This window comes from Ideonella sp. A 288 (assembly GCF_002198735.1).
Taxonomy (GTDB): Bacteria; Pseudomonadota; Gammaproteobacteria; order Burkholderiales; family Burkholderiaceae_C; genus Pseudaquabacterium.
Map to the genome: position 1 here is coordinate 13430 of NZ_MWLO01000152.1, position 16572 is coordinate 30001.

At 72.6% G+C, this 16572-nt stretch carries 13 protein-coding genes; 4 read left to right on the forward strand and 9 right to left on the reverse strand.

All coding sequences use genetic code 11. The features are described from left to right. Positions 1-75 precede the first annotated feature (75 nt). From EOINJALH_RS26400 to ppk1, 4 genes are all read right to left on the reverse strand, one after another. A complete protein-coding gene (locus tag EOINJALH_RS26400) occupies positions 76-1284 on the reverse strand; it encodes an MFS transporter (protein ID WP_088285839.1) in 1209 nt (402 codons plus the stop codon). Between the two features lie 78 nt (positions 1285-1362). Beyond that, complete coding sequence (locus EOINJALH_RS26405; RefSeq protein WP_088285841.1) at positions 1363-2625, reverse strand: alanine racemase; 1263 nt, start codon at positions 2623-2625, stop codon at positions 1363-1365. A 64-nt stretch (positions 2626-2689) separates the two neighbouring features. Continuing rightward, the gene (gene sixA, locus EOINJALH_RS26410; protein ID WP_088285895.1) at positions 2690-3151 is read right to left on the reverse strand and encodes a phosphohistidine phosphatase SixA; all 462 of its coding nucleotides are present in this window, start codon (positions 3149-3151) and stop codon (positions 2690-2692) included. An 81-nt stretch (positions 3152-3232) separates the two neighbouring features. Then, entirely contained in the window at positions 3233-5446 is a 2214-nt protein-coding gene (ppk1, locus tag EOINJALH_RS26415; protein ID WP_088285843.1) for a polyphosphate kinase 1, read from the reverse strand. 225 nt (positions 5447-5671) lie between these two features. Here ppk1 and EOINJALH_RS26420 point away from each other — a divergent pair, with 225 nt between their 5' ends. After that, on the forward strand, positions 5672-7540 hold the full coding sequence (locus tag EOINJALH_RS26420) for a hypothetical protein (RefSeq protein ID WP_088285845.1): 1869 nt from the start codon (positions 5672-5674) through the stop codon (positions 7538-7540). 43 nt (positions 7541-7583) lie between these two features. On the opposite strand, the gene EOINJALH_RS26425 is transcribed toward EOINJALH_RS26420, so the two are convergent. Further along, positions 7584-8366: a helix-turn-helix domain-containing protein gene (locus EOINJALH_RS26425; RefSeq protein WP_088285847.1), complete on the reverse strand. Its 783-nt coding sequence runs from the start codon at positions 8364-8366 to the stop codon at positions 7584-7586. Positions 8367-8765: 399 nt separating this feature from the next. On the opposite strand from EOINJALH_RS26425, the gene EOINJALH_RS26430 reads away from it, so the two are divergent. Further along, the gene (locus EOINJALH_RS26430) at positions 8766-9038 is read left to right on the forward strand and encodes a hypothetical protein (RefSeq protein ID WP_088285849.1); all 273 of its coding nucleotides are present in this window, start codon (positions 8766-8768) and stop codon (positions 9036-9038) included. A 25-nt stretch (positions 9039-9063) separates the two neighbouring features. Here the strand turns inward: EOINJALH_RS26430 and EOINJALH_RS26435 are convergent, their stop codons facing one another. Next, entirely contained in the window at positions 9064-9924 is an 861-nt protein-coding gene (locus EOINJALH_RS26435; RefSeq protein WP_088285851.1) for an SHOCT domain-containing protein, read from the reverse strand. A 294-nt stretch (positions 9925-10218) separates the two neighbouring features. Between EOINJALH_RS26435 and EOINJALH_RS26440 the strand changes: the two genes are divergently transcribed. Continuing rightward, on the forward strand, positions 10219-11622 hold the full coding sequence (locus tag EOINJALH_RS26440) for a DUF1015 domain-containing protein (protein ID WP_088285897.1): 1404 nt from the start codon (positions 10219-10221) through the stop codon (positions 11620-11622). Between the two features lie 37 nt (positions 11623-11659). Here EOINJALH_RS26440 and EOINJALH_RS26445 read toward each other — a convergent pair whose 3' ends face one another. Both EOINJALH_RS26445 and EOINJALH_RS26450 read right to left on the reverse strand, forming a co-directional pair. Then, complete coding sequence (locus EOINJALH_RS26445) at positions 11660-13165, reverse strand: aldehyde dehydrogenase family protein (RefSeq protein ID WP_088285899.1); 1506 nt, start codon at positions 13163-13165, stop codon at positions 11660-11662. A 17-nt stretch (positions 13166-13182) separates the two neighbouring features. Beyond that, complete coding sequence (locus tag EOINJALH_RS26450; RefSeq protein ID WP_088285853.1) at positions 13183-14277, reverse strand: saccharopine dehydrogenase family protein; 1095 nt, start codon at positions 14275-14277, stop codon at positions 13183-13185. Positions 14278-14405: 128 nt separating this feature from the next. Between EOINJALH_RS26450 and EOINJALH_RS26455 the strand changes: the two genes are divergently transcribed. Then, positions 14406-14843, forward strand: a complete 438-nt coding sequence (locus tag EOINJALH_RS26455; protein WP_088285855.1) for an Lrp/AsnC family transcriptional regulator — start codon at positions 14406-14408, stop codon at positions 14841-14843. 10 nt (positions 14844-14853) lie between these two features. Here the strand turns inward: EOINJALH_RS26455 and EOINJALH_RS26460 are convergent, their stop codons facing one another. Next, the gene (locus tag EOINJALH_RS26460) at positions 14854-16455 is read right to left on the reverse strand and encodes a phospholipase D family protein (RefSeq protein WP_088285857.1); all 1602 of its coding nucleotides are present in this window, start codon (positions 16453-16455) and stop codon (positions 14854-14856) included. Positions 16456-16572 lie beyond the last annotated feature (117 nt).

Below are 16572 nucleotides of genomic sequence, written 5' to 3' on the forward strand. Positions count from 1 at the left end.
TAACGCCGAAGGCGCGGAGCCACCGGCGCGGCGTCCACCCGGCAGGGGACGCGCCGGCGGCGGTTTCGGTGCAGGCTACCGGGCCGAGCGCCGCGCCGTGGCCAGGGCCACCGGCACCGCCGCGGCCACCAGCAGCGCCGCCAGCACCAGCGCGGCGCGCGGGCCGATGGCCCCGGCCAGGGCGCCGCCGCCCAATGCGCCCACCAGTTGCAGGCCCTGGCCCAGCATGCGCAGCGTGCCGTCGACCCGCGCCAGCAGGTCGGGCGCCACGCCCGTCTGCCGCAGCGTGCGCTCGTGCACCTGGTGCAGGGTGGCCCCGGCGTCGCCGACCACCTGGTGGGCCACCAGCCAGGCCGCCCCCACCAGCGTGGCCGACGCCGCCAACGGGATGCAGGCAGCGCCGGCCGCAGTGGCGGCCAGTCCCAGCGCCATCGTGCGCCACGGGCCCCAGCGGCGGCCCAGCCGGACGGCCAGCGCGCCGCCGATCACCGCCCCCAGCGCGCCGGTGGCGGCGATGCTGCCGATGGCGCCGGGCCCGAAGCCAAGGTCGCGCACCAGGTAGACCATGTAGGTGGCGCCGGTCAGCCCCATCGCCAGCGACAGCAGCGATTCGATCGCGGCCATGCGGCGCAGCAGCGGCGAGGCGGACACCGCCGCCAGGCCCTGGTGCGCCTCGGCGCGCAGGCTGCGCCGAGCGGTCGGCCCGGCCGGCGCGCCGGGTGCCGCCGGCGCGTCCGCCAGGCCGCGCACGAACAGCGCCGAACCCAGGTAGCTGAGCGCATCCACGCCCAGCGCCACCACCGCCCCCAGGCCCTGGAACAGCCAGCCGCCCAGTGCGAAGGCGGCCGTCTCCGACAGGCTGCCGCCCATCGACAGCCGGGCATTGCACGACACCAGCGTGTCGGCGGCCAGGCCGCGCGCCATCCAGGCCGAGCGGGCCAGTTCGAAGGCCAGCGACAGCAGGCCGCCCACGGCCGCGGCCAGCACCAGCAGCGGCATCGACAGCCACTGCAGCGCCGCCGCCACGGCCAACGCAGCCAGCAGCGCGGCGCGCGCCGCGTCGGCCGCCAGCATCACCGCGCGCGGCGGGTGGCGGTCCACCCAGGCGCCCAGCCACAGCGAACCCAGCGCACCCGCCGCCACGTCGGCGGCCACCAGCCAGCCCATCTGCCAGGGCGTGGCCTGCAGCGTGATCGCAGCCAGCCACGGGATGGCCAGCCGGCTGAGCATCGAGCCGAAGTTGGAGACGACCTCGGCCGCCACCAGGCGGTTCAGGGCCTGCATCGTGTCTTGCTCGGACGGGTGCCCATCGGCGGTGGCAGTGCGCGGGCCGACGGCAAACGGCGCCAGCCGCGCGGCGCGTCAGAACCAGGTGACCAGCGCGTCGACGACGCGGTAGTCGTCGTCGACGATCGGCATCCAGCGCCACTTGTCGAAGGTGGTGCAGGGGTGCGACAGGCCCAGCGCGACGCGGTCGCCCACCGCCAGCGCGCCCGCGGCGTCGCCCAGCCGCAGGTGCGCATGCTGGTCGTTCAGGCCACTGATCGACCAGCCCGCTGGCGCCGGCTGCGGCACGCGCTGGCCGCGCGGGCACCAGGCCACCGGCATCGGCAGGCCCATGTCGAAGGAGATGTCTCGCCGGCCGGCCGTCAGCAGCGCCAGGCCGGGCTCGGGCATCGACTGCACCGTGGCCCACACCTCCATCGCTGCCTGCAGGCCGTCACCGCAACCGATGCGCTGGTTCACCAGCGACACCAGCCGCCGGTAGTGGCCCTGGTCGTGCGTGACGTAGCAGCCCGAGCGCAGCAGCCCCTGCACCGGGCGCGACAAGGTCGGCCGCAGCGCCGGCGCCACCAGGTCGAACAGGCCCGAGCCGCCGGCCGAGACGATGCACTCGTCGCTGTCGAACAGGCCTTCGCCGTCGCAGACCGAGGCCAGCGCCTGCACGCGCTGCATCAGCGCGGCGGCATAGGCGCTGTCGGCCGCCGTGTCGCCCTTCGCCGCCAGGCCCTCGTAGCACTCGATGCCGCACAGGCGCACCGCCGCGCTGGCGTGCGCCAGGCGGGCCAGCGCCAGCGCCTCGTCGTGGCCGCGGCAGCCGGTGCGGCCACCGGGCACGCCCACCTCGATCAGCACCTCGAAGGGCCGCGCCGGCCGGGTGCCCTCGACCAGCGCCAGTTGCGCCGCCGAGTCCAGCAGGAAGAGCACGCGCAGGTCGGCATGCCGGTCGCACAGCGCCGCGATCGTGCCCAGGTCGAGCGCGGTGAGCACCTGGTTGGCGATCAGGCAACGGCGCACGCCCGCGGCCACGCCGATGGCCATCTGGCCCACGGTGGCGAAGGTGATGCCCCAGGCGCCATGTTCGAGCTGGGCCTGGAAGAGCTGCGGCGACATCGTCGTCTTGCCATGCGGCGCCAGCGCGATGCCGTGGTCGGCCACGAAGCGCTGCATCCAGCCCAGGTTGTGCTGCAGCGCCGAGCGCCGGACCACGGCCAGCGGCAGCGGCAGGTCGCCGGCCAGCACATGCCAGCCCTGTGCCCCCACCTGCGAGCGGCGCAGCGACGCGTGCGTGGCGGGGAAGCCCTTGAAGCGGGCATCGAGCAGCGGGTCGAGCAGATCGTCCATGCGGCGATTGTGGCGCCGGGTGGGTTGACCGACCCAGGGCGCGGCGCTCGGGAACCTCAGCCGCTCACGCCTGGTCGGCCGACAGCACCGTGTGCAGCACCACCTCGTCGCCGGACTCGCGTTCGCGGCGGCGCAGCCACCAGATGGCGCCCTTGCGCACCACCCAGGGTTGCGTGGCGCCGGCCATCAGGTAGGCGGCCGTCAGGCCCAGCGTGAACTGGTGGCCCACCACCAGCACCGGCTCGCGGGCGTCGGGCCAGCGGGCGGCGGACAGCAGCGCGTCGACGGTCTGGTCGGGCGCCAGGCCCGGCACCAGCTTGAACTTTCGCTCCAGCGCGTCGGCCGTCTGGCGCGTGCGCAGCGTGGGGCTGACCAGCACCCGCGTGGTGTCGGGCAGGTGGTGGTTGAGCCACTGCGCCATGCGCCTGGCCTGCCGCTCGCCCTTGCTGGTGAGCGGCCGGTCGGCATCGGCCTCGTCGGGTCGCGCGTCGCGCGCATCGGCATGTCGCCAGAGGATCAGGTCCATGGCCATCGCGGAGGTGTTCAGTCGGCAGCCCGGGGGGGCGGCGATGTCGGGCGGTGAGAGGACACGGCGCTGCGCAGGCCTTCAGTCGCCGTCACGGCGGCCGGCGGCATGCCGGCGCATCAGGGCCTGCTGGGCCGACGGACCGCTGCCGTCGGCGGCGGTGTACCCACCGTCGGCGCCCAGCGTCCAGGCGTCGCGCCCATCGTGCAGGTAGGGCACCAGGCATTCGTCGATCACGCGCTGGCGCAGCGTGGCGTCGCGCACCGGCCAGGCCAGTTCCACGCGCCGGGCCATGTTTCGCGCCATCCAGTCGGCACTGCTGAGGTACAGCGCCTCGTCGGCCGCACCATCGCCCCAGCGGAAGTACAGCACCCGTGTGTGCTCGAGGAAGCGGCCGACGACCGAGCGCACCCGGATGCGGTCACCCACCCCGGGCAGCCCCGGCGGCAGCATGCAGGCGCCGCGCACGACGAGGTCGATGCGGGCACCGGCCCTGGCGGCCTGCACCAGCGCGTCCATCAAGCCGGGGTCGGTGAGCGCATTGACCTTGACCACCACGCGCGCGCTGCGCCCGGCGCGGGCGGCCTCGGCCACCTGGCCCAGCAGCGCGACGAAACGGGCGTGCAGGTGCAGCGGCGCGGCCAGCAGCACGCGCAGCCCCCGCGGCGGCGTACCGCCGGCCAGGCCGAAGAACATCGCGTCGGCGTCGGCGGTGAGATCGGGGTCGGCGGTGAGCATGCCGACGTCGGTGTACAGCCGCGCAGTGCGTGGGTTGTAGTTGCCGGTGGACAGGTGCGCGTAGCGCCGCAACACCACGTCGCCGGCACCCCGGCGGCCGCGCCGGCCGTCCGGCTCGCGCCGCGTCACCAGCAGCAGCTTGGCGTGCGTCTTCAGGCCGACGATGCCGTACACCACCTGCGCGCCGACGGCCTCCAGGCGTTCGGCCCAGTTGATGTTGGCCTCCTCGTCGAAGCGCGCCTTCAGCTCCAGCACCACCATCACTTCCTTGCCGCGGCGCACGGCCTCGAGCAGCAGGTCCATCAGCACGCTCTGGCTGCCGGTGCGGTAGATGGTCTGCTTGATGGCCAGCACCTCGGGGTCGGCCACGGCCTCCCGCAGGAACTGCACCACCGGCTCGAAGCTCTCGAACGGGTGGTGCAGCACCACGTCGTGCGACTGCAGCGCCTCGAAGATCGAGCCCTGCGGCGGCAGCGCCGGCGTCCAGGCCGGCTCGTGCGGCACGAAGCGCAACTGCGGCGCGTCGGCCAGGTCGATCAGCTGGTTCATGCGCACCAGGTTGACCGGGCCGTTCACCGGGTACAGCGCCGCCAGCGGCAGGTCGAACTGCTGCAGCAGCAGGTCGGACAACTCGGGCGGGCACGTCTTCACCACCTCCAGCCGCAGGGCCTGGCCGAAGTGGCGCGTGGTCAGGCCCGAGCGCAGCGCCTGGCGCAGGTTGGTGACGTCGTCCTCGTCGACCTCGAGGTCCGAATCGCGGGTGACGCGGAACTGCGAGAAGGCCTCGACCTCGCGGTCGGGGAACAGTTCGGCCAAGTGCGCGCGGATCACGCTGGTCAGCAGCACGAAGCCCTGTTCGCCGCGGCCCATCAGCGCATCGGGCAGGCGCATCACGCGCGGCAGCACCCGCGGCACCTTGACGATGGCCACCGCCCGCTCGCCGCCCGCCCCCGGCGCGGGCCCCAGCCGCACGATGAAGTTGAGGCTCTTGTTGGCCACCTGGGGAAAGGGATGAGACGGGTCGAGCGCCACCGGCATCAGCAGCGGCCGCACCTGCTGCTCGAAACAGCGCGCCACCCAACGGCGCTGTGCGGCGTCGCGGTCGGCGTGGTTGAGGATGTGGATGCCCTGGGCGGCCAGCGCCGGCATCACCTCGTCGTTGAAGAGCCGGTACTGCTCGTCGATGATGGCGCGCGCACCGGCGGCGATGGCCTGGAAGTCGCCCGAGGCGGCACCCGGCAGGCCGGCGCGCAGGGCGTCCAGGTACTCGGCGACGCGCACCTCGAAGTACTCGTCCATGTTCGACGAGACGATGGTGATGTAGCGCAGACGCTCGAGCAGCGGCACGTCGGCGCGGCGGGCCTGGGCCAGCACGCGGTGGTTGAAATCGAGGATCGAGCGTTCGCGGTTCAGCGGCTGCCAGCCGGCCGGTGACGGCAGCCCCTGGCCCGCCAGCGCCTCGGCGTCGGACGACAGCGGCGGCCGCTCGTCGGGCAGCGCCGCACGGTCGGCCGACTGGCCCGCGACGAGGCCGAGTGACACCACGTTGGAAGACATCCGCGCGAGCTTAGCCCGGCCGTGTGACGGTGTCGTGACGGTGCGTCAATGGGCGCTGCGGTGCATCCCATCCGTCGGTTGACGGATGAACCACCGCCGTGGCGGGCCGCAGCGGCCAGTTTAGGGATGGCCGCCGCAGGGGCACGGGTCCAGATTTCGGCCCTCGGCCAGGCGTTCGCCGCAATCGGGCGGCGGCGCCCACCTTCATCCACCAGGAGTCACCTCATGACCTACCTCGTCAAGGGCACGCTGCATGGCGCGCTCTGCACCGACTGCATCGAAGCGCTCGACGGCCTCGTCGTCCGGGCCTACGCACTGGCCCCCGGCCGCGACGCCGCGGCCCTGGCCGTGGCGCGCACCAAGGACACCTTCGAGGCCGTGGCCGACGCCGAGCGCGAGGCCAAGGCGCCGCGCCTGCTGGCCGAGGCCACCATCGACGCCTCGGGCCGCTTCACGCTGGACTTCTCGAAGGCCAAGGGCTACGCCGGCCAGGCCTTCGAGCTGGACCTGTACTGCACCACGGTGCCGCGCCGCAAGAGCGCCGAGGGCCTGCCGCCGCCGATGCAGTTTGCGCTGACGGTGGTGCAGCCCCAATGGCGCGAGGTGGGGCAGGACCGCGTCGCAGCCTGGGACCAGACCATCCCGTACCGCACCTGGTGCGGCGTGCGCGGCCGCTTCGGCGCCTGGGTGGTGTGCGGCCGGGTGCGGCACTGCGAGACGCAGGCGCCGATCGGCGGCGTGCGCGTGCGCGCCTTCGACGTCGACTGGCTGCAGGACGACGCGCTGGGCGACGCCATCACCGCCGCCGACGGCCACTTCCGCATCGACTACCTGGCCAGCGACTTCAAGCGGACGATCTTCTCGCCGACCATCAACCTCGAATGGACCGGCGGCCCCGACCTGTACTTCAAGGTCGAGACGCTGAGCGGCACCGTGCTGCTGGCCGAGCCGCCCTCGCGCGGCCGCGCCGCCGACCGCGAGAACGCCGGCCCGTGCTTCTGCGTGGCGCTGTGCCTGAAGGAGACGCCGCCGGTCACCGAGCCGCTGCCGGTGTTCGATGCGCTGGGCGGCTACGCCTACGCCACGCAGATCGACTCGGCCGTGCCGGGCTCGGGCCTCACGGTCGGCGACGGCCGCGCGTTCTATTCCACCGTGCGCCTGAACGGCGTGCTGCCCAAGACCCTGGGCGGCCAGCCTCTGGAGTACCGCTTCGAGTTCCGCACCACCGATGGCTCGGGCAACCCGGTGGGGCCGTGGACGCCGGTGTCCACGACGCAGTTCTCGGCCACCGTGATCGGCCGCGTCGAGCGCTTCGCCCCGGCCTTCCCGGGCGACCCCAACCCGGTGAAGACCTCACTGATGTGGGCCGACCCCGCCAACCCCGCCGCAGGCCCCAACCACGCGGCCATCGTCGCCGGCTGGATCCGCGTGCCGCAGGCCGCCAACGTCTTCGGGCCGGACGGCTTCTTCGTGCCCAACGGCGACATGTTGCGGGTAATCACCCCGCAACTGGTGGCGCAGCCGGCGCTGAACATGGCCAGCGTCATCGCTGGCGAGAGCAGCACCGCCCATGGCGCGCCGCTGGCGCAGAACCGCCACATCGCGCTGCGCATGCGGGTGCGCGCGGTGGGCCTGCCCGCCACCGAGGCCGATGCCGGGGTCTGCGCCCACGTGGCGATCGAGAACACGGTGTACCAGAACGTGCACAAGGGCGGCTCGTGGGCGCCGGTGGACGTGTCGGGGCAGTTGTGCGCGTGCTCGCTCGATTCGCTGCAGTTGCGCGCCGGCGGCTGCGCCGGGCTCAACGCCGCGCTGGACGTGCTGTTCACCGCCGCCCACCCCAACCTGGGCAGCGTGTCGGTGAGCATGAACGGGCCCGGTGGCCCCTATGGCTTCGGCATCCCGCCGATCGGGACACCGGGCGACCACTTCGGGCAGGCCGTCAACGGGGTGGCCCCACCGGCCGGTGGCTGGACATTCGCCGCGCTGCCCGACTGCGCCTACATCGTCACCCTGTCGGCGTCGCTGCTGCTGACCACCGGCGACTCGTCACCGCTGCCGGTGCAGGACCAGATCGCGTTCTGCAAGAAGTAGCCGCAGCGGGGCGTCGGACCGTCCGGTGCCCGGCCCGCGGCCACTACAGCGCCTGGCAGGAGCGCGAGAGCGCAGGCAGGTCGACGATGCGGATGCGCCGCTGGTCGACCTGCAGCAAGCCCCGCGCCTGCAGCGAGGCAAAGGTGCGGCACACGGTCTCGAGCGTCAGCCCCAGGAAGCTGCCGATGTCGGCGCGCGTCATGCGCAGGTTGAAGTCGTGCACCGAGTGCCCCTGCGCGCCACTGCGCTGCGACTGGTCCATCAGGAACACCGCCAGCCGCTGGTGCGCGTTCAGCGTGCCCAGCAACAGCATCTGTCGGTGCCCGCGCGAGATCTCGTGGCTCATCAGGCGGCTGAGCCCGCCCTCCAGTGCCGGGTCGCCGGAGATGGTGTCGATCAGCGGGCCATAGGCCACCGCACACACCTGCGAATCCTCCAGCGCGGTGATCGTGGTGGCGTGGGTGCCACTGGCCACGCCGTCCAGCGCGAACACCTCGCCCGGCAGGTGGAATCCACAGATCTGGTCGCGGCCATGGGCTCGGGTCATGGTCGACTTCAGGGCGCCCGCGCGCACGGCATAAAGGCACTGGAAGCGATCGCCGCGCCGATACAGGTGCCGTCCGGCCGGCACGTGCACTCGGGCGAACTCCACGCGCTGCCGGGCCGCCAGTGGTTGGCTGGCCAAGCCGCAGGGCGGACACAGCGTGGACAACTGGCAGCCCGTGCACGCCGTGTCCAGCACCTGGGCGCGCAGGCACCTCGTGCCGCTGCGGGGCGGGCCGACCTGGGCGATCGGGATGTCTGCGGTGCGTACTGCGTCGGGCATGGCGCGCTCCTGCGGGTGTGTCGCTGGCAATGTTCGGCACTCCGCCACCGGCCCGAGCGTATGACGGCTCGGCCGCGCATCGGGTCTTCGACCCGACCGCAGGAATGGTCTGTGCGACGCGGAGCTTAGCGGGCTGTCCACGTCCGACCCCGACAGTGCTTTGCCGCGCGCCAGCGGTCTGTGCGTTCGCCCACGCAACACGGCGACGGCCAAGGGGCCTCCGACCGGCCCCGCCCGTGCTGGAAGCCCAAAACGACCCGCCGCGGCGGCACCTGGTCACCCCTGGCGCCGCAGGGGCCGGTTGACCCGGCGCAGGACCCTCGACTTCAGAAACCCGCGCCACGGTCGAAAACGGCAGGAGAGGCCCAGCAACCCAACGCCCCCCCGGTGGAGCACCCCATGCAACCCAGTCACGACTTCGACGCCATGGCCAGAGAACTGCACGAACTCGGTTTCGACTCCGAGCAAGGCGCCCGCTACGACGAGGCTTTCGAGGCGACGAAGATCTGCGTCGTCGCGCTCATGTGCGCCAAGTACGCTGTCGGCAAGGCCGAGCTGATCGAATCGCTGCGGCACAGCCGCAACCTCTCCGCCGAGGTGAATGCCCTGGTCGAACGCATCGAGGAATCGCCGGCCTTCGTCGGCTACATCCACAGCGGCCTGCGGTTCTGAGATCCCGCCGGCCGCCGGGCCGGGCTCACAGCCGGCTCAGCAGTTCCGCCTTCTTGGCCTGGAACTCGTCCTCGCCGAGGATGCCCTTGGCGCGCAGGTCGGCCAGGCGCTCGATGGTGGCGAAGACATCCTGCCCGCCCGCCCCGGCGGATGACGGGGCGCCCATGGGCGTGGCCACCGGCGGCGCCTGCCACGTCGGTGCGAGCGGCCGCGGCGGCTGGCCGTTGGACGAGATCACCGGCAGGCTGGCCACGTCGATCAGCCCGTACTGGCTGTTGAAACCCAGCGTACCGCCCACCGACTGCTGCTGCGAGAAGCCGCCGATCTGGTGGTCCAGCGTGTCGTACACCGTGACCGTGCCGCCGAGGTCGATCACCAGGCGCCGGGCCTGGGCGAAGTACGCATAGCGCACGCCGTTCTGCGAGCCGGTGCTGTTGGGAAAGCGCAGGTCCGACGGCCACCAGTCGTTCGACGTGCCCGGCACGAACAGGCTGGCCGCGCCGAAGCCGCCGCTGCCCTGGGCCTGGCCACCGCCGCCGTGGCTGCTCTGCTGCTGGCCGTTGGCCCAGCTGCCGTCGCCCTGGCTCTGCGACTGGAAGCTGCCGCTGCGCACCAGGTCGGGCTGGCTGGCCACCACGTCGGACAGTTCGGAGCACAGCGCGTCGACCCGGCCCTTCAGGTGGTTGTTGAACATGTCGGACACCATGGTCATGCCGCCACGCATCCACTGGCCGGAGCCGGCGAATTCGGGGTGGCTGAACTGCGCCATGCTGCCGTTGCCGCGGATCACCGCGTCGAGCATGCTGAGCGTGGCGTCCGTGCTGAAGCCGTGGCGCTGCGCAATGCCGTTGACGAGATCGTGGCCGGCGGGGGAGAGTTGTCGCATGGTCGTGCCTTGATGGGGCCGGCGTGGGCGGTGGTGCCGCGGCGCCTTGGGGTGATGGCGAGCGGCCGATGAGCCACCCGTGAGGGGACGGGACGATAACAGGATTACGGGGAAACCCGAACATGCCGGGCGGTCGCCCGCGCGATTTGGCGGAGATCGGGCGGAGGCCGGGCGCGACATGGGCCGGGCGCGACGCCGCCCGCCGCCCCGCAACGACTGCCGCGGGCGACGGCCCTGCCGTAGCATCGCGCCACCTCGGCCTTTTCAGGCACGCCACCCCGCGTGCGCACGACCATGAGCCCCCACACCGCCTTCCGCCTGCCCCGGATCTGCCTGCCCCGGCCCGGCACCGACCTCGGCCGATGGGCGGTGATCGCCTGCGACCAGTACACCTCGGAGCCCGAGTACTGGCAGCAGGTGGAGCAGATCGTCGGCGACGCGCCGTCGACGCTGCGCCTGACCTTTCCCGAGGCCTACCTCGACGCAGCCGATGCGCCCGCGCGCATCACCGGCATCCAGGCGGCGATGCGCCGGTACGTCGACGACGGCCTGCTGGTGGAACGCCCAGGCACCGTCCTCGTCGAACGCACCGTGGACGGCCGCACGCGGCGCGGGCTGATGCTGGAACTCGACCTCGAGCACTACGACTACGCGGCCACGTCGACCAGCCTGATCCGCCCGACCGAGGGCACCATCGTCGCCCGGCTGGCGCCGCGCATCGCGGTGCGCGCCGGCGCGCCGCTGGAACTGCCGCACGTGCTGGTGCTGATCGACGACCCGCAGGGCACCGTGGTGGAGCCGGTGGCCGCGGCGCGCGGACGGCTCGAGCGGCTCTACCAGACCGAGCTGATGCTGGGCGGCGGGCAGGTGTCGGGCTATGCGGTGGACGACGCGCTGGGTGAACGCGCGGCGCAGGCGCTGGACGCGCTGGCCCGCCCCGAGGTCTCGGCGCTGCGCTACGGCGTGCCGCCGGACACACCGGTGATGCTGTTCGCCGTGGGCGACGGCAACCACTCGCTGGCCACCGCCAAGTCGATCTGGGAGCGCACCAAGGCCGAGGTCGGCATGGACCATCCCAGCCGCTGGGCGCTGGTCGAGGTGGAGAACATCCACGACCCGGCGCTGCACTTCGCGCCGATCCACCGCCTGCTGCTGGGCGTGACCACCGACGTGCGGGCCGCGCTGGCCCGGCACTTCGGCCACCGGCTGTCGGTGACGGACGTGGCCGATGCGGCGGCGATGCAGGCCGGGCTGGGTGCGCAGGCCAGTGGACAGGCGGGCGAAGCCGCCGGCGCACAGGGCGTCGGCGCGAACCCGTCGCAGGCCTTCGGCACGAACCCGTCGCAGGCCTTCGGCACGAACCCGTCGCAGGCCTTTGGCCTGGTGGGCCCCGGCGACCGCTTCAGCGTGGTCCGCGTCACCGACCCGCCGTCCTCGCTGGCCGTGGGCACGGTGCAGGCCTTCATCGACGCGCTCGTCGCCCAGGGCGGCATCGGCGCGGTGGACTACGTGCACGGCGACGACGTGCTGGCGCGGCTGGGCCGGCAGCCGGGCTGCGTGGGCTTCCACCTCGACACGGTGGGCAAGAGCGAGCTGCTGCGCCGCGTGATGCACGAAGGCCCGCTGCCGCGCAAGACCTTCTCGATGGGCGAGGCCCACGAGAAGCGCTACTACATCGAGGCGCGCCGGATTCGCTGACACACAGGTTCAGCGTCCCCGAGCGCCGCCACGGCGCTCAAACGTCGAACCGCACCCCTTGCGCCAGCGGCAGCGCGCGCGAGTAGTTGATGGTGTTGGTGGCGCGGCGCATGTAGTTGCGCCAGGCGTCCGAGCCCGATTCGCGGCCGCCGCCGGTCTCCTTCTCGCCGCCGAAGGCGCCGCCGATCTCGGCGCCCGAGGTGCCGATGTTGACGTTGGCGATGCCGCAGTCGGACCCGCGCGCCGACAGGAAGGCCTCGGCTTCGCGCAGGTCGTTGGTGAAGATCGCCGACGACAGGCCCTGCGGCACGCCGTTGTGCAGCGCCATCGCCTCGTCGAAGCTGTCGTAGCGCAGCAGGTACAGGATGGGCGCAAAGGTTTCGTGGCACACCACCGCCGTCTGCGCCGGCATGCGCACCAGCGCCGGCGCGGCGTACCAGGCATCGTCGGCGCCGGCGTGCGGCACGCGCTCGCCGCCGCTGACCTGCCCGCCCTGCTCGCGCGCCTGGGCCAGCGCCCACTGCATCGCGTCGAAGGCCGGCTTGTCGACCAGCGGGCCCACCAGCACGCCGGGCTCGCGCGGGTCGCCCACCTTCAGGCTGGCGCGGGCGCGCTCCAGCCGCGCGGCCAGCTCATCGTGGAGGCTGGCGTGGGCGATGACGCGGCGCGTGGTGGTGCAGCGCTGCCCGGCGGTGCCGTAGGCGCCGAAGAGGATGCCGCGCACGGCCATGTCCAGGTCGGCGGTGGGCGCCACGACGATGGCATTGTTGCCGCCCAGTTCGAGCAGGCAGCGGCCGAAACGCGCCGCCACGCGCGGGCCCACCAGGCGGCCCATGCGGGTGGAGCCGGTGGCCGACACCAGCGCCACGCGCGGGTCGTCGACCAGCGCCTCGCCCACATCGGCATGGCCGATGAGCACCTGCGACAGGTGCGCTGGGGCCTGCTCGCCGAAGCGCGCCACCGCGCGCTCGAACAGCGCCTGCGTGGCCAGCGCGGTGAGCGGCGTCTTCTCGCTGGGCTTCCACAGCACCGAATCGCCACAGACCAGCGCCAGCGCGGCGTTCCAGGCCCACACCGCCACCGGGAAGTTGAACGCGCTGATCACGCCCACCACGCCCAGCGGGTGCCACTGCTCCATCATGCGGTGGCCGGGGCGCTCGCTGGCGATGGTCAGACCGTGCAACTGGCGCGACAGGCCGACGGCGAAGTCGCAGATGTCGATCATCTCCTGCACCTCGCCCTCACCCTCGCTGGTGACCTTGCCGGCCTCCAGCGTGACGAGCGCGGCCAGCGCGCGCTTGTGGGTGCGCAGTTCGTCGCCGAACAGCCGCACCAGTTCGCCGCGGCGCGGCGCCGGCACCTCGCGCCAGGCCGCGAAGGCCTCGTGCGCGGCGCCGATGGCCTGGCGCACCGTGGCGGCACTGGCCACGTGCACCTGCGCCAGCGTGGCGCCGTCGATCGGCGAGCGCGCGCGCAGCGTGCCGTGGTGCAGGGCCGACTCGGGCACGCCGAGCGAGAGGAGCAGTTCGTGGGCGGTGTTCATGCGCGGGACCTTGGATGTCATCCGATCGATTCGACCTGCCGCGACTGCTGGTACGCACTGCCGAAGCGGTTGGCCAGGAAGGCCGGCAACTCTACCTGCTCCTGCCGGATGAAGCCCCGCTGCGGCAGGTGACCCTCGCGGAACAGGTCCACCGCAGCGCAGATGCCGGCGGCGGTGGTGATCTGGATCGCCGACAGCGGCGCGCCCTCGGTGCGGTCGGCGAAGATCTTGCGCGCGAACACCTCCTGCATGAAGCTGCCGCCACGCAGGCCGCTGACGGTGACGAACACCAGCACCACGTCCTGCATGGTGCCGGGCACGCTGCGGCGCAGGATGTCCTTGAGCGTGCCCTGGTCGTCCTTCAGCTGCAGGTCTTCGAGCAGCAGCTTCATCAGCGCGCAGTGGCCGGGGTAGCGCACGCTCTTGTAGTCCAGCGTGCGCACGCGCCCTTCGAGCGTTTCGCACAGCGTGCCCAGGCCGCCCGAGGTGTTGAAGGCCTCGTACTCGGTGCCGTCGAGCGAGAAGTGCTCCAGGCCCTCGAGCGCCAGCACGTCCAGGCGCTCGCCGTCGCGGATGGCCTCGCAGGGGTGGCAGTACTCGTTGATCAGGCCGTCGACGCTCCAGGTGAGGTTGTACTTCAGCGCATTGGTCGGGAAGGCCGGCAGCGCGCCGACACGCATCTTCACGTCGGTGAGCGTGTCGAAGCCTTTGGTCAGGTGGTGCGCCACGATGCCGATGAAGCCCGGCGCCAGGCCGCACTGCGGCATGAAGGCGGTGGGGGCGCCGTCGGCCAGCGCCTTGATGGCCTTGGTGGCGGCCACGTCCTCGGTGAGGTCGAAGTAATGGCAGCGGGCCTCGCGCGCCAGCGTGGCGGTGGCCACGGCCAGGTGGTAGGGCAGCGCGTTGACGACCGTGTCGTGGCCCTGCAGCGCGGCCAGCAGCGCGCGGCCGTCTTCGGTGTCGACCTGGCGGGTGGTGACGCCACGGCCCGCGATGCGGGCCAGCGCGGCGGGGTTCTTGTCCATCACGGTGACCTGGTAGTCACCGCTGTCGCCGAGCAGGCGGGCGATGGTCTGGCCGATGTGTCCGGCGCCGAGCAGGGCGATGCGCATGGGATTCTCCTGGTGTTCGATTGACGAAAGCGATTGACGGAAGTCTAGGCAGGCCCGATGACGAAAGAAAGCGCAAGTTCGTCGAAACCATCGACAATTCGGACGATTCGTCAACATGGATCGCCGAAATGGCCAAGGACCCCACCGACCGCGCGCTGATCGCCCTGCTGCAGGCCAACGCCCGAGAGAGCACCGCCAACCTGGCGCGCAAGCTGGGCATCGCGCGCACCACCGTGGTCGCGCGGCTGGCCCGGCTCGAGCGCGACGGCGTCATCGTCGGCTACACCGTGCGCCTGGGCCAGGACGACGAGCGGCCGCAGGTGCGCGCGCACGTGGGCATCACGCTGCAGCCCAAGACCGCGCGCGACGTGGTGCGGCGGCTGCAGACGCTGCCCGAGCTGCGGCAGCTCAGCTCGGTGAGCGGCGAGTTCGACTACATCGCCCTGCTGCGCGCCGACACCACCGCGCGGCTCGATGCGCTGCTCGACGAGATCGGCGAGATCGACGGCGTGCTCAAGACCACCACCTCGGTGGTGCTGGCGGTGCGCATCGACCGCGGCACCTGAGCCGTCCCGGTCAGAGCAGCGACTCGGGCACGAACAGCGAGATCAGCCACAGGCGCAGCCGCTCCCAGTGGTCGAACTCGGGGTCCTCGTCGAGCGTCTCGGTGCGGCCCTCGCCCAGCAGCGCCACCCACTGCAGGCTGCGGCCATCGGGCTTAAGGCGCACCTGGTAGGAGCCGCGCACGTCGGCACGCTCCTTCGAGTTGAACCACGCCAGGATCTCGCCGGTCAGCTCGCGGCTGCGGATCAGCAGCACCATCTCGGTGTTGGTGGTGGCCGAGCGTTGGTCGAGGTTCATCGAGCCCAGCAGCACCGCGCGGCGGTCGATCAGGGCCAGCTTGGCGTGCAGCTGCGCCCGCGACGCGCCGAACACGCGGCGCGTCGACTCGTCGCGCTGCGCCTGCATCGCGCTCACCTCGTACAGCTCGACGCCCATCTGCAACAGCGGCACGCGGTAGCGCTCGTAGGCCAGGCTGGCCTGCGGCTCGTCGGTGGCGCCCAGCGAGTTGGTGATCACGCGCACCGCGATGTTGAACTTGCGCGCCTCGCGCAGGCCGGCCAGGCCGCTCTCGCCGGGGACGAAGTAGGGCGAGAACAGCATCAGTTCCTGGCGCGATTCGCGAAAGCCCTGCATCGCAAAGCCCGTGGTCGTGGCGGCCAGGGTGACCGCCGGGCGATCGAGCTTGGCCGGCGCGTCGGCGAACACCGTGGCCTCGGCCCCGATCAGGCCCGGCAAGTCGTCGGCCAGCAAGGCGTCGAACCGCGGCGTGGTCCGGCCGCGCCAGGTGGCCGGCGCCACGAAGGGCGGCGCGCGCTTTTGCGTGGCCGCCTCGAAGCGCGCGCGCAGCGTCGGTGCCGGCTCGTCGGGCGCGGCCAGCGTCGCGATGTCGCGCACCTGCGCGCTGTTCCAGTACCGATCGAACACGGCGGCCAGTTCCGGCACCACCGCGCCGATGGCCAGCGCGTCGAAGTCGATGAAGTTGGCGCCGGCGTCGCGCTGGAAGTAGCCGTCGGCCAGGTTGCGCCCGCCGACGATGGCCATCGTGCCATCGGCGATGAACAGCTTGTTGTGCATGCGGTGGTTCAGGCGCCGGAAGTCGCCGGCCATCTGCATCCAGCGCGCCAGGCTGCTGCCGCGCGCCCAGGCAAAGGGGTTGAACAGGCGCACCTGCGCCCCGTCATGCACCGCCAGGCCGAGCAGCAGGCCGTCCATGCCCGCGGTGTGGAAGTCGTCGATCAGCAGGCGCACGCGCACGCCGCGCAGCGCGGCGTCGCGCAGGGCGCGCAGCACCTCGTGGCCCACGCTGTCGTCGGCCAGGTGGTAGACCTGCAGGTCGATCGAGGCCCTTGCCTGGCGGATCAGGCTCAGGCGGGCATCGAGCGCCAGGCCCGGGTGGGCCATGCTCAGCACGCCCGTCGGGCCCTGGCCGCGCACACGCTCGGCAGCCCGGGCGGCGACGGCGCCGAGCGGCGTGCCGGTACTGGCCGCGATCGCCAGGCTGGGTGGGGACGCCAGCGACGGCGGCAGGCCGGCGCAGCCGCCGAGCAGCAGGGGCAGCAGGGGCAGCAGCAGGGCCGGCAGCAGCCAGGACAGCGAGAACGGGCCGAAGCTCATGGGCGTCGATTCTCCGGCGCACCCGGCCCGGCCGCCGACGGTGTGTCAAAAGCGCCCGGGCACGACCGTACCCTGGGCCTGGCCGCCGTCCCGCAGCGCATGGCACGGTGCCTTGGC

Excerpts from the sequence above, each read along its gene's own strand:
- EOINJALH_RS26440 (WP_088285897.1), top strand. The coding sequence starts at position 10,219 with ATGAGCCCCCACACCGCCTTCCGCCTGCCCCGGATCTGCCTGCCCCGG.
- EOINJALH_RS26405 (WP_088285841.1), bottom strand. The coding sequence starts at position 2,625 with ATGGACGATCTGCTCGACCCGCTGCTCGATGCCCGCTTCAAGGGCTTC.
- EOINJALH_RS26420 (WP_088285845.1), top strand. The coding sequence starts at position 5,672 with ATGACCTACCTCGTCAAGGGCACGCTGCATGGCGCGCTCTGCACCGAC.
- ppk1 (WP_088285843.1), bottom strand. The coding sequence starts at position 5,446 with ATGTCTTCCAACGTGGTGTCACTCGGCCTCGTCGCGGGCCAGTCGGCC.
- EOINJALH_RS26425 (WP_088285847.1), bottom strand. The coding sequence starts at position 8,366 with ATGCCCGACGCAGTACGCACCGCAGACATCCCGATCGCCCAGGTCGGC.
- sixA (WP_088285895.1), bottom strand. The coding sequence starts at position 3,151 with ATGGACCTGATCCTCTGGCGACATGCCGATGCGCGCGACGCGCGACCC.
- EOINJALH_RS26460 (WP_088285857.1), bottom strand. The coding sequence starts at position 16,455 with ATGAGCTTCGGCCCGTTCTCGCTGTCCTGGCTGCTGCCGGCCCTGCTG.
- EOINJALH_RS26400 (WP_088285839.1), bottom strand. The coding sequence starts at position 1,284 with ATGCAGGCCCTGAACCGCCTGGTGGCGGCCGAGGTCGTCTCCAACTTC.
- EOINJALH_RS26450 (WP_088285853.1), bottom strand. The coding sequence starts at position 14,277 with ATGCGCATCGCCCTGCTCGGCGCCGGACACATCGGCCAGACCATCGCC.
- EOINJALH_RS26435 (WP_088285851.1), bottom strand. The coding sequence starts at position 9,924 with ATGCGACAACTCTCCCCCGCCGGCCACGATCTCGTCAACGGCATTGCG.
- EOINJALH_RS26430 (WP_088285849.1), top strand. The coding sequence starts at position 8,766 with ATGCAACCCAGTCACGACTTCGACGCCATGGCCAGAGAACTGCACGAA.
- EOINJALH_RS26445 (WP_088285899.1), bottom strand. The coding sequence starts at position 13,165 with ATGAACACCGCCCACGAACTGCTCCTCTCGCTCGGCGTGCCCGAGTCG.
- EOINJALH_RS26455 (WP_088285855.1), top strand. The coding sequence starts at position 14,406 with ATGGCCAAGGACCCCACCGACCGCGCGCTGATCGCCCTGCTGCAGGCC.